Annotated in this window: 22 protein-coding genes; 16 read left to right on the top strand and 6 right to left on the bottom strand. The window is 70.8% G+C overall.

Going from position 1 to position 18,602, the window contains the following annotated elements:
• The first annotated feature begins 107 nt into the window (after nt 1-107).
• From F0415_RS03040 to F0415_RS02975, 14 genes are all read left to right on the top strand, one after another.
• Nucleotides 108-617: a YceD family protein gene (locus F0415_RS03040; RefSeq protein ID WP_149859732.1), complete on the top strand. Its 510-nt coding sequence runs from the start codon at nt 108-110 to the stop codon at nt 615-617.
• Nucleotides 618-633: 16 nt separating this feature from the next.
• On the top strand, nt 634-828 hold the full coding sequence (gene rpmF / locus F0415_RS03035; protein ID WP_149859731.1) for a 50S ribosomal protein L32: 195 nt from the start codon (nt 634-636) through the stop codon (nt 826-828).
• Between the two features lie 123 nt (nt 829-951).
• A complete protein-coding gene (locus F0415_RS03030) occupies nt 952-1,926 on the top strand; it encodes a beta-ketoacyl-ACP synthase III (protein WP_425457810.1) in 975 nt (324 codons plus the stop codon).
• 4 nt (nt 1,927-1,930) lie between these two features.
• On the top strand, nt 1,931-2,650 hold the full coding sequence (locus tag F0415_RS03025; RefSeq protein ID WP_149859730.1) for a BUD32 family EKC/KEOPS complex subunit: 720 nt from the start codon (nt 1,931-1,933) through the stop codon (nt 2,648-2,650).
• Nucleotides 2,651-2,723: 73 nt separating this feature from the next.
• Nucleotides 2,724-3,665 (top strand): ACP S-malonyltransferase, encoded by a 942-nt coding sequence (gene fabD / locus F0415_RS03020; RefSeq protein WP_149859729.1) that lies wholly within the window; start codon nt 2,724-2,726, stop codon nt 3,663-3,665.
• A gap of 38 nt (nt 3,666-3,703) precedes the next feature.
• Nucleotides 3,704-4,447, top strand: a complete 744-nt coding sequence (gene fabG / locus F0415_RS03015; protein ID WP_149859728.1) for a 3-oxoacyl-ACP reductase FabG — start codon at nt 3,704-3,706, stop codon at nt 4,445-4,447.
• Nucleotides 4,448-4,579: 132 nt separating this feature from the next.
• Nucleotides 4,580-4,819 carry an acyl carrier protein gene (gene acpP, locus F0415_RS03010; RefSeq protein ID WP_149859727.1) on the top strand — a complete coding sequence of 80 codons (240 nt, stop codon included), beginning with the start codon at nt 4,580-4,582 and terminating at the stop codon, nt 4,817-4,819.
• A 120-nt stretch (nt 4,820-4,939) separates the two neighbouring features.
• Nucleotides 4,940-6,178, top strand: a complete 1,239-nt coding sequence (gene fabF, locus F0415_RS03005) for a beta-ketoacyl-ACP synthase II (protein ID WP_149859726.1) — start codon at nt 4,940-4,942, stop codon at nt 6,176-6,178.
• Nucleotides 6,179-6,201: 23 nt separating this feature from the next.
• A complete protein-coding gene (locus tag F0415_RS03000) occupies nt 6,202-7,575 on the top strand; it encodes an aminodeoxychorismate synthase component I (protein WP_149859725.1) in 1,374 nt (457 codons plus the stop codon).
• Nucleotides 7,572-8,405 carry an aminodeoxychorismate lyase gene (pabC, locus tag F0415_RS02995; protein ID WP_149859724.1) on the top strand — a complete coding sequence of 278 codons (834 nt, stop codon included), beginning with the start codon at nt 7,572-7,574 and terminating at the stop codon, nt 8,403-8,405. Before F0415_RS03000 ends, pabC begins: the two co-directional genes overlap by 4 nt.
• Before the next feature lie 57 nt (nt 8,406-8,462).
• Nucleotides 8,463-9,458, top strand: coding sequence for an endolytic transglycosylase MltG (mltG, locus tag F0415_RS02990; RefSeq protein ID WP_149859956.1), 996 nt, complete (start codon nt 8,463-8,465; stop codon nt 9,456-9,458).
• Nucleotides 9,455-10,081, top strand: coding sequence for a dTMP kinase (gene tmk / locus F0415_RS02985; RefSeq protein WP_149859723.1), 627 nt, complete (start codon nt 9,455-9,457; stop codon nt 10,079-10,081). The genes mltG and tmk overlap by 4 nt, the downstream gene beginning before the upstream one ends.
• Nucleotides 10,078-11,076, top strand: a complete 999-nt coding sequence (holB, locus tag F0415_RS02980) for a DNA polymerase III subunit delta' (RefSeq protein ID WP_149859722.1) — start codon at nt 10,078-10,080, stop codon at nt 11,074-11,076. Before tmk ends, holB begins: the two co-directional genes overlap by 4 nt.
• 2 nt (nt 11,077-11,078) lie before the next feature.
• Nucleotides 11,079-11,435, top strand: a complete 357-nt coding sequence (locus F0415_RS02975; RefSeq protein WP_149859721.1) for a PilZ domain-containing protein — start codon at nt 11,079-11,081, stop codon at nt 11,433-11,435.
• A 12-nt stretch (nt 11,436-11,447) separates the two neighbouring features.
• Here the strand turns inward: F0415_RS02975 and F0415_RS02970 are convergent, their stop codons facing one another.
• Genes F0415_RS02970 through F0415_RS02945 form a run of 6 tightly spaced genes read right to left on the bottom strand, consistent with a single transcriptional unit; the run spans nt 11,448 to nt 15,871 of the window.
• Entirely contained in the window at nt 11,448-12,593 is a 1,146-nt protein-coding gene (locus tag F0415_RS02970; RefSeq protein WP_149859720.1) for an RNA polymerase sigma factor, read from the bottom strand.
• A gap of 59 nt (nt 12,594-12,652) precedes the next feature.
• The gene (locus F0415_RS02965) at nt 12,653-13,333 is read right to left on the bottom strand and encodes a hypothetical protein (protein ID WP_149859719.1); all 681 of its coding nucleotides are present in this window, start codon (nt 13,331-13,333) and stop codon (nt 12,653-12,655) included.
• Complete coding sequence (locus F0415_RS02960; protein WP_149859718.1) at nt 13,330-13,908, bottom strand: hypothetical protein; 579 nt, start codon at nt 13,906-13,908, stop codon at nt 13,330-13,332. The genes F0415_RS02965 and F0415_RS02960 overlap by 4 nt, the downstream gene beginning before the upstream one ends.
• Nucleotides 13,909-13,968: 60 nt before the next feature.
• Nucleotides 13,969-14,364 (bottom strand): pathogenicity-like protein, encoded by a 396-nt coding sequence (locus tag F0415_RS02955; protein ID WP_149859717.1) that lies wholly within the window; start codon nt 14,362-14,364, stop codon nt 13,969-13,971.
• A complete protein-coding gene (tesB, locus tag F0415_RS02950) occupies nt 14,364-15,245 on the bottom strand; it encodes an acyl-CoA thioesterase II (RefSeq protein ID WP_149859716.1) in 882 nt (293 codons plus the stop codon). Before tesB ends, F0415_RS02955 begins: the two co-directional genes overlap by 1 nt.
• Before the next feature lie 50 nt (nt 15,246-15,295).
• On the bottom strand, nt 15,296-15,871 hold the full coding sequence (locus F0415_RS02945; RefSeq protein ID WP_149859715.1) for an N-acetylmuramoyl-L-alanine amidase: 576 nt from the start codon (nt 15,869-15,871) through the stop codon (nt 15,296-15,298).
• A gap of 76 nt (nt 15,872-15,947) precedes the next feature.
• Between F0415_RS02945 and F0415_RS02940 the strand changes: the two genes are divergently transcribed.
• Nucleotides 15,948-16,469 carry an alpha/beta hydrolase gene (locus F0415_RS02940; RefSeq protein ID WP_149859714.1) on the top strand — a complete coding sequence of 174 codons (522 nt, stop codon included), beginning with the start codon at nt 15,948-15,950 and terminating at the stop codon, nt 16,467-16,469.
• Nucleotides 16,466-18,601 carry a bifunctional 23S rRNA (guanine(2069)-N(7))-methyltransferase RlmK/23S rRNA (guanine(2445)-N(2))-methyltransferase RlmL gene (gene rlmKL, locus F0415_RS02935; protein WP_149859713.1) on the top strand — a complete coding sequence of 712 codons (2,136 nt, stop codon included), beginning with the start codon at nt 16,466-16,468 and terminating at the stop codon, nt 18,599-18,601. The genes F0415_RS02940 and rlmKL overlap by 4 nt, the downstream gene beginning before the upstream one ends.
• The last annotated feature ends 1 nt before the right edge of the window (nt 18,602 follow it).

Raw genomic sequence — 18,602 nt, 5'->3', positions numbered from 1 at the left:
CTGGTCAGGGGCCAGTCTGCACCAGCCCTTCGGCGGGCGGCAAACCCCAAGCCCGGCGGGCAGTTAAGTTTGACAGTGGCAGGTCTCGCGCCTATGATGCAGCGCTTATGTCCGCGACCCTGCCCCCGGTGCTCGACGCTTGGCGCATGGTCGCGGCCAGGCGCCTGTTCGAGGGCCGTTTGCCGCTGGCCGGGATGCCCCGGTTGCGCGAGGTCCTGGAAGGCGCCGAGGGTGACTGCCGGTACGAGCTGGAGTTCGGCCGCGACGCGCTCGACATTCCCTATGTCGAGCTGCGCCTGCAGGCGGAACTGCCCTTGCTCTGTCAGCGCACCCTGGAGCGGTTCCTGTACCCGGTGCGGCTGGTGCAGCGACTGGGTCTGGTGACCGACGAATCGCAGGAAGCGGCGCTGCCGGGGGGCATGGAACCGGTCCAGCCGGGCCCGGGCGGCGAGCTCCATCCCGCCGGGCTGGTAGAGGACGAGCTTCTCCTTGCCATCCCGGTAGTGCCGATCAATCCGGCTTCGGCGCCGGTCGAGGCCGAATGGCCCGCCGGAGACGAACCGGGCCGACCGAACCCTTTCGCCGCGCTCGCCGCGTTGAAGGCACAGAAGAAGTAGTTTTTGGAGACAGACCATGGCCGTCCAGAAGTCCCGCGTCACCCCGTCCCGCCGCGGCCAGCGCCGCTCGCACGACGCCCTCGCCGCCAAGCAGCTGGCCACCGACCCGACCACGGGCGAGACCCATCTGCGCCACCACGTGACCGCCGACGGCTACTACCGCGGCCGCAAGGTCGTGGACACCAAGTCCCAGGTCGTCAGCGAGGACTGAGCGATCCGCCCTCGGGGCGAACTCGCGGTGTAATCTGCACGCGGCGGGCCGGTCCCGCCGCGTGCTTTTTCACGTCCCGGCGTGGCCGACAGCGCCGGCAGGCAGCAGCAAGAGGAAGTGCAGATGGGCGTTTACTCGCGTATCGCCGGCACGGGCAGCGCCCTGCCGGAGAAGGTTCTTAGCAACCACGACCTGGAAAAGCTCGTGGACACCAGCGACGAGTGGATCGCCACCCGTACCGGCATCCGTCAGCGCCATGTCGCCGCCGAGGGCGAAACCACCTGCGACCTGGCCGAGCGCGCCGCCCTCGCCGCCATGGAGGCGGCCGGCGTGCAGGCGTCCGGGCTGGACATGATCGTGCTGGGCACCACCACGCCCGACATCATCTTCCCCTCCACGGCCTGCCTGCTGCAGCACCGCCTCGGTGCCAATGGCTGCGCCGCCTTCGACGTCAATGCCGCCTGTTCCGGGTTCATCTACGCGCTGAGCGTCGCCGATGCCTTCATCCGCGCCGGCACTGCCCGCACGGTGCTGGTGGTCGGCGCCGAAACCCTGACCCGCATGCTGGACTGGTCCGACCGCAGCACCTGTGTGTTGTTCGGCGACGGCGCCGGCGCCGTGGTGCTCAAGGCCGATACGGAGGCAGGCGTGCTGTCCACCCATCTGCATGCCGACGGCGGCAAGAAGGAACTGCTGTACAACCCGGTTGGCGTCTCGGTCGGCTTCAAGCCAGGCGAGGAGAACGCCGGCGTGCGCGTGCTGATGACCGGCAACGAAGTGTTCAAGCACGCGGTGAAGGCCCTGGATGCGGTGGTGGACGAAACCCTGGCCGCCAATGGCCTGGACAAGTCGGCGATCGACTGGCTGATCCCGCACCAGGCCAACCTGCGCATCATCGAAGCCACCGCCAAGCGGCTGCAGATGTCGATGGACCGCGTCATCGTCACCGTGGACCGGCATGGCAACACCTCGGCAGGCTCGGTGCCGCTGGCGCTGGACGAGGCCGTGCGTTCGGGCAGGGTGCAACGCGGCCAGTTGCTGTTGCTGGAAGCCTTCGGTGGAGGCTTCACCTGGGGCTCGGCCCTGATCCGCTACTGAATCCATGGCCGACACCCGGGTCCGCCGCGAACAGGCCGCGGGCCGGATCGCCTGGCGCAAGACCTATTCCGACGGCGGCCGACGCAAGCGCATGGCCGTGTTGCGCTGGCTGGCCCGGCGCCTGGGCGCGAATGCGCTGCTGGCGCCGATCCCGCTGAGTCCCGAAGCGGCGTGCCGGACCGAGCAGCGGATGATCCGCCGTCTCGCCGCGCTCGGTGCGCGGGTCCCGCAGATTCTGGAGGCGGGCGAGCGCCACCTCCTGCTTTCCGACCTCGGTCCGACCCTGTCCGCGCTCTGTCGGGCCGAGTCCGATCCTGGGGAGCGCGAGCGGCTGCTGCGGCAGGGGCTCGGAGCGATCCTCCGCCTGCACGCCAAGGGCGGCTATCTCAGCCAGGCCTTCGCACGCAACCTCACCCTGGAAGGGAACGACGTCGGCTTCATAGACCTGGAGGAGGATCCCGCCGAGGTCATGCCCCTGGCGGCGGCCCAAGCCCGTGATCTGCTGTTTTACGCCCATTCCACCGCCCGCTTCCTGGCAGACCGGCCGGGCGCACACGCGCGCATGATGGCCGAGGCCCTGGCCGGCGCTTCGGAAGCGGTGCGGACGGAAGTGACCCTGGTGGCGCGCCGCTTGCGCTGGCTGGCGCCGGTGTCGCGCCTGCTCGGCGGCCGCGCCGGCGAGGTCGCGCTGGCCCTGGACAGCCTGCACCGGGCCAGTGCCTGACCCTACGCGCCGGTACAGACGCCCGGCTGCCGCGGTGCCGTATCATGCCGCCTCTTTGCTGCACGGAGGGCCCATGGGCCAGTCGCTTGCCTTCGTATTTCCCGGCCAGGGCTCGCAGTCCCTGGGCATGATGGCCGAGTTGGCGGCCACGCATTCCGAGGTGCGCGCCGCCTTTGACGAAGCCTCGGCCGGCGCCGGCCTCGACCTGTGGCAACTCTCGCAGCAGGGGCCGGAGGAACGGCTCAACCAGACCGAGTTCACCCAGCCGGCCCTGCTGGCCGCCGGTGTGGCCGCCTGGCGCGCCTGGCGCGCGCGCGGCGGCGCGATGCCGGCGGTGCTGGCCGGGCACAGCCTGGGCGAATACAGCGCGCTGGTGGTGGCGGGCTCGCTGTCGCTGGCCGACGGTGCCCGCCTGGTGCGCGAACGTGGCCGCCTCATGCAACAGGCCGTCCCGGCCGGCGCCGGCGCGATGGCGGCAGTGCTCGGCGCCGACGACGCCGTGGTTGCCGAGGTCTGCAAGGCCGTTTCGGGAGAGGACGTGGTGGTGCCGGCCAACTACAACTCGCCCGGGCAAGTGGTCATCGGCGGCCATGCGGCTGCGGTCGACCGCGCCCTGGCGGAGCTGTCGGCCCGCGGCGTGCGCAAGGCGGTCAAGCTGGCGGTGTCGGTGCCTTCGCATACCCCGCTGATGCGCGAGGCCGCCAACCGACTGTCGGAAGTCATGGCAGGCCTGGCCTGGTCGGAGCCGGCGATCCCGGTAGTGCAAAACGTGGACGGCGAGGTGCACGAGGGCGTGCAGTCCATCCGCGACGCCCTGGTCCGTCAGCTCTATCTGCCCGTGCGCTGGACGGAGTGCGTGCAGGCCCTGGCCGCCCGCGGTGTCACCCGCATTGCCGAGTGCGGCCCGGGCAAGGTCCTGACCGGCCTGGCCAAGCGCATTGAAAAGTCCCTGGACGCCCGCGCCATCGGTACCCCCGCCGACTTCGACGCTGCGCTGGGCGATTGGAAGGAATGAGTTTTGACGGCGGCAAACAACACTGATGGAGAACCGCAATGTCTGAGGTGCTGAAGGGGGAGGTCGCGCTGGTGACCGGAGCGAGCCGTGGCATAGGCGCGGCGATTGCCGACGAGCTGGCGGCGCAGGGCGCCACCGTGATCGGCACGGCGACCAGCCCGGCCGGAGCCGCCGCCATCGAGGAACGGCTGACCGCCCGAGGTGGCGTCGGCCGCGTGCTGGACGTCACCGACGGCGCCGCCGTCGATGCCCTGATCGAGAGCATCGGCAAGGAGTTCGGTCCGGTGAGCATCCTGGTCAACAATGCCGGCATCACCCGCGACAACCTGCTCATGCGCATGAAGGACGAGGACTGGCAGGCCATCCTCGACACCAACCTCAGCAGCGTCTACCGGACCTGCAAGGCGGTGATGCGCGGCATGATGAAGGCGCGCAAGGGCCGTATCATCAACATCGCCTCGGTGGTCGGCCTGACCGGCAACGCGGGTCAGGCCAACTATGCGGCGGCCAAGGCCGGCATCATCGGTTTCAGCAAGTCGCTGGCCAAGGAGATCGGCAGCCGCGGCGTCACCGTCAACGTGGTCGCGCCAGGCTTCATCCGGACCGACATGACCCGCGACCTGCCCGAGGCTTCGCGCCAGGCGCTGGAAGGCCAGATCGCGCTGGGCAGGCTGGGCGAGCCCGCCGACATCGCCCGGGCTGTGGCCTTCCTGGCCGGCCCGGCGGCGTCCTACATCACCGGCGAGACCCTGCATGTCAATGGCGGCATGTACATGCCCTAAGCCCTTGCCGGACCGGGATTTGCGCTAGAATCCCGCCCCCAGGCACAGGCCGTGGCGAGACCGGCGCCCGCGGCGGCCGACTTTGATTACAATGCGCCCGCACCATATGCCCTCCGGGAGGAGACCATTCAAATGAGCAGCATCGAAGAACGCGTCAAGAAAATCGTCGTCGAGCAGTTGGGCGTGAAGGAAGAGGAAGTCACCGCCAACGCTTCCTTCGTGGACGACCTCGGCGCCGACTCGCTGGACACCGTCGAGCTGGTCATGGCTCTCGAGGAGGAGTTCGAGTGCGAGATCCCGGACGAGGAAGCCGAGAAGATCACCTCGGTCCAGCAGGCCATCGATTACATCAAGGCCCACGTCAAGGCCTGACCGCCTGATGTCATGCCTGCCGGGGCCGCGCTTGCGCGGCCCCGTGCGTTTGCGGCGCCGGTCCCCGCCGGGCGCCGCTGCGGCCTCCGGCCGCCCCTGTCACGCAAGCGGAGCCACGCCATGAGCCATCGTCGCGTCGTCGTCACCGGAATGGGCATCGTCTCGCCCATCGGCAATACCCTGGCCGCCGCCTGGGACAGCATCAAGGCCGGCCGCAGCGGCATCGGTCCGATCACCCATTTCGATCCGGCGGCCTACGCCACCCGCATCGCCGGCGAGGTGCGCGATTTCGACGCCAAGTCCTTCCTGCCGCCGAAGGACGTCAAGAAGATGGACACCTTCATCCACTATGGCCTGGCCGCCTGTTTCCAGGCCATGGAAGATGCAGGACTGGAGGTAACCGAGGACAACGCCGAGCGTATCGGCGCCCTGATCGGCTCGGGAATCGGCGGCGTACGCGGCATCGAGGAAACCGCCATCGGCCTGCATGAAGGCGGTCCGCGCAAGGTTTCCCCCTTCTACGTGCCGAGCACCATCATCAACATGCTGCCCGGCCAGCTGTGCATCATGAAGGGTATCAAGGGGCCGAACTTCTCGGCGGTCTCGGCCTGCGCCACCTCCAACCATTCCATCGGCATGGCCATGCGCATGATCCAGTACGGAGACGCGGACGTCATGATCGCCGGCGGCGCCGAGCACGGCTGCACCCCGACCTCGGTGGGCGGCTTCTGTTCGATGAAGGCCATGTCCACCCGCAACGACGATCCTGCCCGCGCTTCCCGCCCATGGGACAAGGACCGCGACGGTTTCGTGCTGGGCGACGGCGCCGGCATCCTGGTGCTGGAGGAATACGAGCATGCCCGCCGCCGCGGTGCCCGCATCTACTGCGAGCTGGCCGGTTTCGGCGCCAGCTCCGACGCCTTCCACATGACCGCGCCCAGCGAGAACGGCGAGGGCCCGGCCCGCTGCATGCTGGCCGCGCTCAAGGACGCCGGCGTGAATCCCGACCAGGTCGGCTACCTCAATGCCCACGGCACCTCCACGCCCTTGGGCGACGTAGCCGAAACCCTGGCGGTCAAACGCGCCTTCGGCGATCACGCCTACCGGACCATGGTCAGCTCCACCAAATCCATGACCGGCCACCTGCTTGGCGCCGCCGGCGGCGTCGAGGCCATTTTCACGGTGATGGCGCTGCACACCGGCATCGTGCCGCCGACCATCAACCTGGACGAGCCGGGCGAGGGCTGCGACCTGGATTACGTGCCCAACACCGCCCGCGAGGCGAAGCTGGAAGTGGCCATGTCCAACGGTTTCGGTTTTGGCGGCACCAACGGCACCCTGGTGTTCCGCCGGATCTGATTCCGGCCGGCTCGGCCGCCGCGATGCCCGTCTGCGAACTGCCCGTCGGCACCGACCTGCTGCGCCTGCAGTCGGCCGATCCCGCCGCCTTTCCGCTGCTGCTGGAAAGCGTGGCCGGCGGCAATGCGCTTTCGCGCTGGGACCTGTTGCTGGCCACGGACGGTAGTGGCCTGTGCCTGGACCGCCTGGACGCGCCGGTGCGGCGCCTGGGGGGCGGGGAGGCCGGCGACGATTTCCTGGCGGCCCTGGATGCCGACTTTCTCGCCGAACCGGCGCCGGTGCCTGAATCCGGACCCGCAACCGGCCTGCCGTTCCAAGGCGGCTGGGCCCTGTTCCTGGCCTATGAACTGGCAGGGCAGGTCGAACCCGGCCTGCGCCTGCCGGCGGCGCCGGGGCCGCTGCCGGTTGCTTTGGCCTTGCGCTGCCCGGCGGCGGTGCTGCGCGATCGCCGCGACGGACGTTGCCTGGCGGTGGCGGAAGCGGGTGCCGAGGCGGCCTTGGCACGGATCGCCACTGCCGCCGCGATGGCGACCGGGCCGGGTGAGGTGGAGGAGGCGGCCCCGAATGTGCCGGTCCGGTTGGAGGAAGAACCGCCACAAGGTTTTCTGGACGGCATCGCCCGCATTCACGATTACCTGCGCGCCGGCGACGTGTTCCAGGTGAACCTGTCGCGCGCCTGGCGGGCGGAGTTCGCCGCCGCGCCGGATCCGGCCGGGCTGTACGCCAGCCTGCGGCGCGCCAACCCGGCTCCCTTTGCCGGCCTGCTGCGCCTGGGCGAAGCCGCGCTGCTGAGCAGTTCGCCGGAGCGCCTGGTCTCGGTGCGCGGCCGGCGGGTGGACACCCGTCCCATCGCCGGCACGCGGGCGCGTTTTCCCGGTGACGACGAGGCCGAGCGCATCCGCGAACTGGTCGGCCATCCCAAGGAACGGGCCGAACACATCATGCTGCTGGACCTGGAGCGCAACGACCTGGGCCGGGTCTGCCGGCCGGGCAGCGTGCGCGTGGACGAGCTGATGGTGGTGGAGACCTACCAGCACGTGCATCACATCGTCTCCAACGTGACCGGCGAGCTGCGCCCGGAGATCACTCCCGGCCGGGTGATCCGGGCGGTGTTTCCGGGCGGCACCATCACCGGCGCGCCCAAGGTGCGCTGCATGCAGATCATCGCCGAGTTGGAGGGCGAAGGTCGCGGGCCCTACACGGGCGCGTTCGGCTACCTGGACCGCAGTGGCGACATGGATCTCAACATCCTGATCCGGAGCGCCTGGTTGCATGGCCGCCGGCTGCAGCTGCGCACCGGCGCCGGCATCGTTGCCGACAGCATCGCCGAGCGCGAGCTGGACGAAACCCGGGCCAAGGCCCGGGGCTGGCTGCGTGCATTGGGTCTGGCCGGATGAGGGCACTGGCGGTCCGGGCGTTCGTCGGCGGCGAACCGGTGCCGGCCCTGTCGCCGCTGGACCGCGGCCTGGCGTACGGCGACGGCCTGTTCGAGACGATGCGCCTGCACGCGGGCCAGCCGGTATGGTGGGAAGCGCATGTCGCCCGGCTGGCCGCCGGCTGCCGGCGGCTCGGCCTGCCGATGCCGGACGCCGGCTGGTTGCGCGGGCAGTTGCAGGCCCTGTGTGCGCAGGCGCCCCAGGCCGGCGTCGCCAGGCTGACGCTGACCCGTGGCGAGGGAGATCGCGGTTACGCGCCGCCGGAGCAGCCTGCCCCGGGGATGGTGCTTTCCCTGCATCCGTCGCCGCCGGCCCCGCCGGCGGACGGTCTGAATCTGCGCTGGTGCCATACCCGCTTGGCCCTGCAACCGGCGCTCGCCGGTCTCAAACACCTCAACCGCCTGGAACAGGTGTTGGCCCGGCGCGAGTGGAACGATCCGGACGTGCACGAGGGCCTGATGCTGGACGGCGATGGCCTCGTTGTCTGCGCCACGGCCGCGAACCTGTTCGCATACGTGGACGGCGAGTGGCTGACACCGCCGGTGGACCGCTGCGGCGTCGCCGGCGTTTGCCGCGGCTGGCTGCTGGCCGCCGGTCTGGCGCGGGAAGCGCGCCTGAGACCGGAGACGGTCGAGGCGGCGGCGGCACTTTTCCTCTGCAATGCCGTGCGGGGTATCCTGCCGGTCCGCCGCCTGGAGTCGCGCGATTGGTCGGCGCATCCGGCAGTGTGGGCCGTGCGCGAACGGCTGGGCCGGGAGGTGCCGGCCTTCCTCGAGCGAGGACCCGTCTGAGCACCCGCGAGGAGTTCCGGTTTGGCAAAGAAATCGCCGTACAAGTTGCTCAAGGCCATGCTCGCGCTGAGCCTACTGGCCGCTGTCGCGATCGGCGGCTGGGCGTGGCAGTGCTACCAGCGCTTCGCCGACACCCAGATCGCCCTGGCCGGCGGCGAACGTATCCTGGTGGTCGAGCGGGGCGATGGTTTCCGCGACATCCTGGGCAAGCTGCGCGGCCTGGGCGTACACCAAGGCCACGATCTGGAGTGGAAGGCCCTGGCGCACGAGATGCAAGTCGTCTCCCGCCTGCAGGTGGGCGAGTACGCCATCGGTCACGGCATCACGCCGCGTGAGCTGCTGCGCAAGCTGGAGAGCGGTCGGGTCATCCAGTACCGTTTCACCCTCGTCGAGGGCTGGAACTGGCGCGAACTGCGGGCCGCCCTCGCCCGCGACGAGGTGCTGCGTCAGACCCTGCCGGGAATGGACGACGCTGCCGTGATGGCGGCCCTGGGCCGACCCGGACAGCATCCCGAGGGCCGCTTTCTTCCGGAGACCTACCACTATGCCCGCGGCATGAGCGACCTGGATCTGTTGCGTCGGGCCATGCTGGCCATGGACCGGGCGCTCGCCGAGGCCTGGGATAGCCGGGACGCCGATCTGCCGGTGGAGACGCCGGAACAGCTGCTGATCCTGGCCTCCATCGTCGAGAAGGAAACCGGCAAGGCCGAGGAGCGGCCACAGATCGCCGGCGTGTTCGCCCGCCGGTTGAAGCTGGGCATGAAGCTGCAGACCGATCCGACCGTGATCTACGGCATGGGCAGCGCCTACGACGGCAACATCCGCCGTCGTGACCTGGTCACCGACACTCCCTACAACACCTATACCCGGACCGGCTTGCCGCCGACGCCGATCGCCATGCCGGGGCGCGACGCCCTGATGGCCAGCGCCAGGCCCGCGGACGGTGACGCCCTCTACTTCGTCTCGCGCAACGACGGCAGCCACGTGTTCTCGGCCACACTGCGCGAGCACAACCGGGCGGTGGACTGCTACCAGCGCAGGCGTTGCCGATGAGCGCGCGTGGGCTGTTCATCAGCATCGAAGGCGGCGAGGGCGCCGGCAAGTCCACCGTCATCGCCGCACTGCGCGAAGCCTTGCAGGCGGAAGGCCGCGAGGTGGTGCTGACCCGCGAGCCCGGCGGCACACCCGAGGGCGAGGCGATCCGTGCCCTGCTGCTGGACCCGGGCAGTGACCTCGCACCGGAAACGGAGCTGTTGCTGATGTTCGCCGCCCGTGCCCAACTGGTGCGCAGACTGATCCTGCCATCGCTGGCGCGCGGCGCAGTGGTGATCAGCGACCGTTTCACCGACGCCAGTTACGCCTACCAGGGCGGCGGTCGCGGCATGGACATGGGCCGCATCGCCGAGCTCGAGCGCTGGGCCGCAGGCATCCGTCCGGACCTGACCCTGCTGCTGGACGTCGGCGTGTCCCAGGGGCTGGCTCGGGCCCGCGCCCGCGGCGGCGAACCGGACCGGATCGAACGCGAGCGCGAGGATTTTTTCCAGCGGGTGCGCGACACCTACCTGGCCAGGGCGGCGGCCGAGCCCGACCGCTTCCGGGTGGTGGATGCCGGCCGGCCGCCCGGCGAGGTGCGCGCGGCCGTGCTGACGGCGCTGGCGCAATGGCGCGGACGATGAACGCGCCGGACCGCTTCCCGCCTTGGCAGCGCCGCCCGCTGCAAGCCGCCCTGTCGGCGCTGGCCGAGGGCCGGCTGGGCCATGCCCTGTTGCTGTGCGGGCCGGAGAGCATGGGCAAGCGCGAGGTCGCCCGGGTATTGGCGGCCCGGCTGCTCTGCGCCACTCCCGGTGGCGACGGTCTGGCCTGCGGCCATTGCCGCGGCTGCGACCTGTTCGCCGCCGGTACCCATCCCGACCTGCAGCCGGTCAGCTACGCGATAAACGAGAAGACCGGCAACCCGCGCAGCGATATCATCGTCGAACAGATGCGCGAACTGTCGGAGTGGTTCGCGCTGACGCCGCAGCTGGGCGGCGCCAAGGTGGCGCTGATCCAGCCGGCCGAGGCCCTGAACGCGGCCGCCTCCAACGCCCTGCTCAAGACCCTGGAGGAACCGTCCCGGGACCGTTATCTGTTGCTTGTCAGCGACCGCCCCGGCCAGTTGCTCGCCACCCTGCGCAGCCGCTGCCAGCGGCTGGAGTTCCGCCTGCCGCCCGCCGAGGAGGCACACGCCTGGCTGGCGGCATGCGGCCACAGGGAGCCGGCGCTGGGGCGGGCCCTGCATGCGGCCCGCGGCCATCCCGGGCTGGCCGCGGAATGGCTGGAGCAGGATGGCCTGGCGCTGCGCGAGTCGGTGCGGAAAGGGCTGGAGGCGCTGGCGGCCGGCCGCGAGCCCCCGGTGGCGCTGGCCCAGGCCTGGTTGGCCGACGAGCGGGCCGCCCTGCGCCTTCGCTTCGCCGCCGAACTGGCGCTGGACAGCTTTGCGGCCGGCGTCGGCGCCGGCGGGCGCGACCGCTTGACCACGCCGGCCGATTTCCCGAAGCTCAGCGACTGGTTCGACGCCATCAACTTGGCGCGCGCCCAGTTGCAGGTGCCGGGCCTGCGCCACGACCTGGTCCTGGCCGGGCTGCTGCTCGAATGGCGTAGCCTTATGGGCAGGGAACGCGGGAGGGCGTGACGATGATCGGAGGCGCGGGCGCGAGGCAGGGCATCCTGTCGCTGGCCATCAAGGACAAGGCGGCGCTGTACAACGCCTACATGCCATTCGTGAAGGGTGGCGGCATCTTCGTGCCCACCAGCAAGCGCTATGCGATCGGCGACGAGGTCTTCATCCTGCTTACGTTGATGGAGGAGAAGGATCGCCTGCCGGTGGCCGGCAAGGTGGTCTGGATCACGCCGGCCGGGGCCCAGGGCAATCGCACCGCCGGCATCGGCGTGCAGTTCGCCGACAGCGCCGAGGCCGAGGCGGTCAAGGGCAAGATCGAGACCCTGCTGGCCGGTACCCTCGAGGCCGACAAGCCGACCCAGACGATGTAAGGGCGCCGCCGCTCAGCCCATCCGGCCGCCGAGCCACAGGCCCAGCAGCAGGCCGGCCGTTCCCAGGCCGTAACCCAGGACCAGGCCGATCCGGCCACGGATACGTTCGCGCCGTTCCCGACGCTCTGCCGCCACCGGGTCGCGGGCGCGCTCGGCCGCCCGGCGGCGGGCCAGGATGCGCGGCAGCCACAGGCCGCAGCACAGGCCGATGCCGAGCATGAAGGCCAGCGACAGTGCGAAGTGCGGAATCCAGCCCGGCACGCCGGCCAGCAGGGTGATGCCGATGCTGAAGCCGACGACCAGCCCGCTGCCGACCGTGGCATAGGCGAGCAGCCCGCGCCGTTCCCGTTCGTCGAAGGGATCCTCGAGAAAGCGGCGCACTCCCAGCCAGATGCCGGCCAGACCGCCGACGATGCCCGCCGCGGCAGCACCCAGCGCGCCCAACCCGAGTTTGGCCAGGCCTTTGGCGGTGCCCAGGGCGCCGAGGCCGAAGGCCGTGGCCGCCGCTGCAGGCGGGCTGGCGACCGCCAGCGCCGCTGCCACCGCAGCGGTGAAGCCGGCACCCGGGGCGGTAGTGCGGGCGAAGTCGCCCAGGCGCTGCAGCAGGCCCTCGCGCACCCGCTCCCGGGCGCGCGACAGGCGCTTGCGCACAGCCGCGTCCTGCAGGCCCAGCAGGGCCGCGACCTGGCGCGAACTCCGGCCCTCGCGGTAGTAGAGCAGCAGCACTTCGCGGCTCTCCTCCGGCAGGGCGTCGATGACGCCGGCCGCCACCGCATGCGCCTCCGCCTCCGCCAGCCGCTCGTCCGGGCCCGGGCTCGGGTCGGCCAGCCTGGCCAGGAGTCCGTCCACGTCCAGTGCCGGCGCCGCCGCGCGCCGGGCCTGCTGGCGCAGATGGTCGCGGGCCAGGTTACGGGTGATCTGGCGCAGCCAGGGCAGGAAACTGGCGGGGTTGCGCAGCCGGTCCAGTTCCTGCCAGGCCTTCAGGAAGGCTTCCTGGGCCACGTCCTCGCTGGCCTGCACGTCGCGCACGATGGCCAGGGCGATGCTGGTCACCGTCGACTGGCAACCGGCGACGATGCGGCCATAGGCGGCGGCATCGCCGCGGGCCGCGGCCGGCAGGTGGGTGTGGACCAGGGTTTCCAGCACCTGGGCGTCCATGGCGCTCTCCTCGCAGGCTCAGGCCATGGACGCGCGACGGCGCCGGATGTGACTACGGATCATTCCGGCGCGGACTGGTACTTGGCCTTCATGAAGTTGTGGTAGATCCAGCCGTAGCGCTGGTACCAGTCCTGCTCGCCGTAATGCTCGGCCTCGCAGCGGCCGAGTTCCTGCAGCGCGCCCTCGAGGTTGCGCAGGTAGATGGCCGCCTTGTCGGTATAGGTTTTCTTGAGCTTGTTCACCGCTTCCTGGATCTGTGGCTTGCCCTCCAGCTGCCAGGCCAGGCCGGTGACCGCGTGGATGCCCGAGGAGCTGTCGCCGAAGGCCATGGCGGAGTTGGCCATGCGCACGTTGGCGGCAGTGATGCAACGGGCCCGTTCGATGTAGTAGCGGTTGAAGTTGATCTTGGCGACCGCGTCCTCGTAGCAGCGCAGGCAATCCTCGCCTTCGGCGCAACGCGAGGGCACGGTCGGGCCGGAGGCGTCGGTATAGGCCGAGCCGCAGGCCGCTTCCTCGCTGTCCAGCGCCTCCCAGTCGCGCAGGAAGGCATCGGCGTCGCGGGTGACGTCGATGGCGTCGCTGTCCACGATCACGTCGATCAGGTCGAGGTTGCGGTCCAGGTCCAGGCCGTCGCTGAACGAGGTCCAGTCACCGCCGGTGGGGCCGTCCTGGGCCGGCGCCGGCGCCGGCAGGCACAGCAGCGGCAGGCAGGACAGCAGGATGCGGAGCATGCGCGTCATGACGATTTCCTCCGGAATGCCAGTACCGCCAGCAGGGCCAGGATGCCGGCCAGCACTGCCGCGATCACCCATGGCACCGGCGAACCGCTGCCGGCGCCGGCTTGCCCGAACCCGCTGGCCTTGACCACCACCGGCGCGAAATCGGGTTTGGTCTCGTCGCCCACCCACACCAGCAGGCGATAGTCGGTGCCCGGCTGCGGCGCGCTGACGCTGACCTGGAACTCGCCCTCGGTACGGAAACCGTAGCGGAGGATGTCGCCGTCGGTGTTGCCCTGGCGCAGCGGCCGGTTCCAGGCGTACTTGGTGATGCTGAGGTCCACCCGCTCGCCCCGGCGCACCGGCCGCAGGGCCACCGCCACCGGTTGCATGTAGGTGATGCTGTCGAGCATGAAGCGGTGCGGCTCGGCACCGGCGCGGCCCTTGACCACCACCGCCTTGCCGCGGTCCACGCCGGCCATGGGCTTGGGCTCGAGCCGGATGACGTTCGGCCTGGGCGCCTGGGCCGCGGCGACCGCGGCGGCAAGCAGCAGCAGGGCGGCCAGGGGCCGCAGCGGACGACGGAAGGACCTGCGCATGGCGGACTCCCGGGGGGCTTGGCCGGCAGTCTGGCCCGGTCCGGGCCTCGGGGCAAGGGCTCAGGAGAACAGCATCCGAAGCACCAGCAGGCCACCGGCGGCGGCCACTGCGGCCAGCAGCACGAGGCGGATGCGGGCGATCCTGCGGGCCGGGTCGGGCGGCGTCCCGTCCTGGCCGCGCAGGGCCTCGGGCAGGTAGGAAGGTTCGCGGGAGGACTCCAGCAGACCGGCCTCGTGCAGGATCTCGCGGGCGCGCTTGTAGTCGTCGGGCCGGATCACCCATACCGCCGGCTGTTGGCTCGGATCGTGCTTGCGGTCGCTGTAGCTGAAGGAGCGGCGACTGGCCCCCTTCCAACTGCGGCCCTGGGTGATCCTGGTCTCGATGCCGGCCTCGGCGAGCAGTCGCTGCACGCCCTCGACGTTCTCCAGTCGGTGGGAGGTGAATATCTGACGCATCAGCGGCTCTCCTTGCGTTCGGGCAGCACGCGGATCAGGCCTTCCTGGGCGGTCGAGGCGACCAGGCGGCCGTCACGGCTGTAGATCATGCCCCGGGCCAGGCCGCGCGCGCCCTGGGCGCTGGGGCTGTCCAGCGAGTACAGCAGCCATTCGTCGGCGCGGAACGGCCGGTGGAACCACATGGCGTGGTCGAGCGAGGCCATCTGCACGTTCGGGTGGTAGTAGCTGATGCCGTGCGGAAAGGTGGCGGTACCCAGCAAGTGGAAATCGGAGGCGTAGGCCAGCAGGGCCTGATGCAGGACAGGCGAATCACCCACCGGCCCGCCCAGCCGGAACCATACCTGCTGGAAGGGCGGGCGCTTGGGCGGGCGCAGCTCGTCGCGCGGGTAGACCGGGCGGATCTCGAAGGGACCGACCCGGTTCAGCCATCGCTGGGCCTTCGGCGGCAGCTGGGCCAGTTGCTCCGGCGTCGGCGCCGGTACCGGCTCGATGTCCTCGGGCTGCGGGACCGCCGGCATCGGCAACTGGTGCTCGTTGCCGGGTTCGTCTTCGTGAAAGGAGGCGGCGAACACGAAGATCGGCTTGCCGTGCTGGATGGCGCTGACCCGGCGCACCGAGAAACTGTTGCCGTCGCGGGTACGGTCCACGTCGTAGACGATCGGCGCCTCGACGTCGCCGGCGCGCAGGAAATAGGCGTGGATGGAGTGTACGTGCCGGTCGCCGTCCAGGGTCTGCTGGGCGGCCGACAGGGCCTGGCCCAGCACCTGGCCGCCGAACACGTACTTGGTGCCGATGTCGCGGCTCTGGCCGCGGAACAGATTGTCTTCCAGGCGCTCCAGGCGCAGCAGTTCGACCAGTTCGGCGACAAGGGCGGCGTTCATGGCGGCTCCGGTGTGAACGGCCGCGGATTATACCGGGCCAACCGCCCGGCTCAGGGCCGGATCCGCGTCAGCGGCACCTCCTGGAGCAGGCGCGACCAGGGGAAGCGCGGGCCCGGATCGCGCTTGCGCCGGACGGTACGCGTCGGGTCGTCGCTGGCCGGTACCTCCTCGCGGTCCAGGTCCTCGTGGCCGGCGATGAACTCCAGGCTCGGGATCTCTCGCCGCAGCTCGTGCAGCAGGGCTACCAGGGCCTGAATCTGCGCCTCGGTATAGGGCTCGACCATGTCCTGATGGCGGGAGTCCAGCCAGTGCGGATAGCGGCCGGCGTTGATCAGCTCGATGCCGATCGAACGCGGGTTGTAGCCACGGACATGGTGGGCGACGCGCTCGGGGCCCACGAACAGGTGCACGCTGCCGTCCCGGTCTATGTAGTAGTGGCCGCTGTTGCCGGTGCCGTCGCCGTAATGGACGCGCTCGCCGTACTCGCGCGCCATTGCCAGGTCGGGCAATTCAGTACAGTGGATGACCACCAGGTCAATCCGGGGCAGCGGCCGGGCCTCCAGGCGCTGCTCATAGGGCAGAGGCCATTCGTTGATCGGCGGCGCGGGCGGCAGGTCGGGGCTCATGACCGCATGCTAGCATTGCGCCGCTCCCGCGGCCGCCGCGCCAGGCCGGGCGCCAACGATACGCAGAGGATGCCGCATGGCCGGCCACGTCATCATTTCCCACGGCCTGGACTCGGGCCCCGAGGCGAGCAAAGCCACCGCCCTGGCCGAGGCGGCGGAGTCGTTGGGCTGGAGCCACGAGCGGCCGGATTACCGCGACCTGGATGCCAGAGGCGAGCTGGGCGACGTCGAGGGAAGGATCCGTCGCCTGCTCGAACGGGCGCGCGAGGCGCCGCGGCAGCCGCTGGTGCTGGCCGGTTCCAGCATGGGCGCCTATGTGTCCGGACACGCCTCGCTGCAGGTGCCGGTGGCAGGCCTGTTCCTGATGGCGCCACCGGTGGCGTTGCAGGCTTCGCCGCCGGTGCTTCGGGCCGCCGCGGTCCCGACCCGCATCGTCCACGGCTGGGAAGACGAACTGATTCCAGCCCTGGCGGTGGTGCGCTGGGCCGAAACGCGGCGCGATCTGCTGGTGCTGGTGCCCGACAGCCATCGGCTGGCCGGGCACGTCCGCTTCTGCGCCGAGGAGTTCGCTCGCTTCCTGCGGTCGCTGCCGGCGTGAAGTTCTTCGCCGCCTGCGCCCGCGGCCTGGAGTACCAGCTGGCCGACGAGCTGGCGGCCCTGGGTGCCGCATCGGCCACGGCCGCAATCGCCGGCGTCAACGCCGAGGGCGACCAGGGCATGGCCCTGCGGGCGGTGATGCACTCGCGCCTGGCCAGCCGGGTCTTGTGGCCGCTGGCCGAATTCGATTGCCCGGACGAACGGTCGCTGTACCAGGCCGTGCACGTCCTGGACTGGTCGCGCCACCTCGATCCCGACGGCAGCCTGGCAGTGGACGCGCACGTCAGCGGTCCGCAGCTGACCCATGGCCGTTACGCCGCGCAGAAGGTGAAGGATGCCGTGGTGGACCGCCTGCGCGCCGAACACGGCCGCCGCCCCTCGGTGGATACGGAGTCGCCGGATCTGCGCCTGGACCTGGTGCTGCGCAAGGGCAGGGCCGTGCTGTCGGTGGATCTGGGTGGCGGCGCCCTGCACCGGCGCGGCTGGCGGCTGGAGCGGGGCGAGGCGCCGCTGAAGGAAACCCTGGCCGCCGCGATGCTCATGCGCGGCGATTGGCTCCGTCGCTACGGCGACGGTGGCGCCTTGCTGGATCCGATGTGCGGCAGCGGCACCCTGCTGATCGAAGGCGCGCTGATGGCCGCCGACGTCGCCCCCGGCCTGCAGCGTCATGGCGACCGCCCGCCCAGCCGCTGGCTCGGATTCGACACGGCGGCATGGGCGAAGATCCGTGCCGAGGCGGCCCGACGTGCCGAGGCGGGCCGTGCGGCCTTGCGACAGGCGTTCTTCGGCTTCGATGCCGACGCGGGCGCGGTGGCGGCCGCCCGCGCCAACGCGGCCCGGGCCGGTGTCGCCGAGGCCATCCGCTTCGATCGCGCCGACATCCGGCTACTTGCGCCCCCGGGTCCGTCTGCGGGTCTGGTCGCCAGCAATCCTCCTTACGATGTCCGTCTGGCGGCCGACCCGGCGCTGTACCGCCTTCTCGGCGAGTCCCTGCGCCGGGCGGTGCCGGACTGGGCAGCGGTGCTGCTGTGCGGCGATGAGGAGCTGGCCCGGGCCACCGGCCTGCGCGCGCGCAGGACCTATGCCCTGCGCAACGGGACCCTGGACTGCACGCTGCTGGTGCTGGACCGGATCCTGCCGCCCGAGCGCGAGCCGCGTCCACCGCGGCCGCTGTCCGAAGGGGCGCTGATGGTGGCCAACCGCCTGCGCAAGAACCTGCGCCACTCCCGCCGCTGGCGCCAGCGCGAAGCCGTCGCCTGCTTCCGCGCCTACGATGCCGACTTGCCCGAGTACGCTGCCGCGGTGGACGTCTACGTGGAGGAGGGCAGCCAGGCGCGCACCTTCCTGCACGTGCAGGAATACGCCGCCCCGGCCAGTGTGCCCGAGGCCGATGCCCGCCGCCGCCTGGGCGAGCTGCTGGATGCGGTCCGCGACGTCTTCGCCGTGCCGCCGGCCCAGGTGGCGGTGAAGCGGCGGCAGCGCGGCAAGGGCGGCAGCAGGTACGGGCGCCTGGACCGGCGCGGCGAGTTCTTCGTCGTGCGCGAGGGCGGCGCGCGGCTGTGGGTCAACCTGTTCGACTACCTGGACACCGGCCTGTTCCTGGACCATCGGCCGCTGCGCCTGCGCATTGCCGCCGAAGCGAAGGACAAGCGCTTCCTCAACCTGTTCTGCTACACCGGCGCCGCGACCGTGCAGGCTGCCGTCGGCGGCGCCGCTTACACCACCAGCGTGGACCTGTCGGCGACCTACCTGGACTGGGCCGGCCGCAACCTGGCGCTCAATGGCATCGCCGGCCCAAAGCACCGGCTGGTGCAGGCCGATGCCCTGGCCTGGCTGGAAGCGGATCGCGGCCAGTACGACCTGGTCTTCTGCGATCCGCCGACGTTCTCGAACTCTGCCCGGGCCGAGGACTTCGATACCCAGCGCGACCACGTGCGGCTGTTGCGGGCGGCCGCCGCCAGGCTGGCGCCGGACGGGCTGCTGCTGTTCTCGAACAACTACCGGCGGTTCCACCTGGACGAGGACGCCGTATCCGGTTTCGCCGAGGTCCGCGAGATCAGTCCTGACACCATCGGTCCGGACTTCGCCCGCAACCCGCGCATCCACCGGTGCTGGGAGCTGCGACGACGCTGAT

The organism is Arenimonas fontis, from assembly GCF_008386465.1.
Classification (GTDB): domain Bacteria; phylum Pseudomonadota; class Gammaproteobacteria; order Xanthomonadales; family Xanthomonadaceae; genus Arenimonas; species Arenimonas fontis.
The sequence above is the reverse complement of the archived record's forward strand: the minus strand, read 5'-3'. Positions and strand labels throughout refer to the sequence as shown.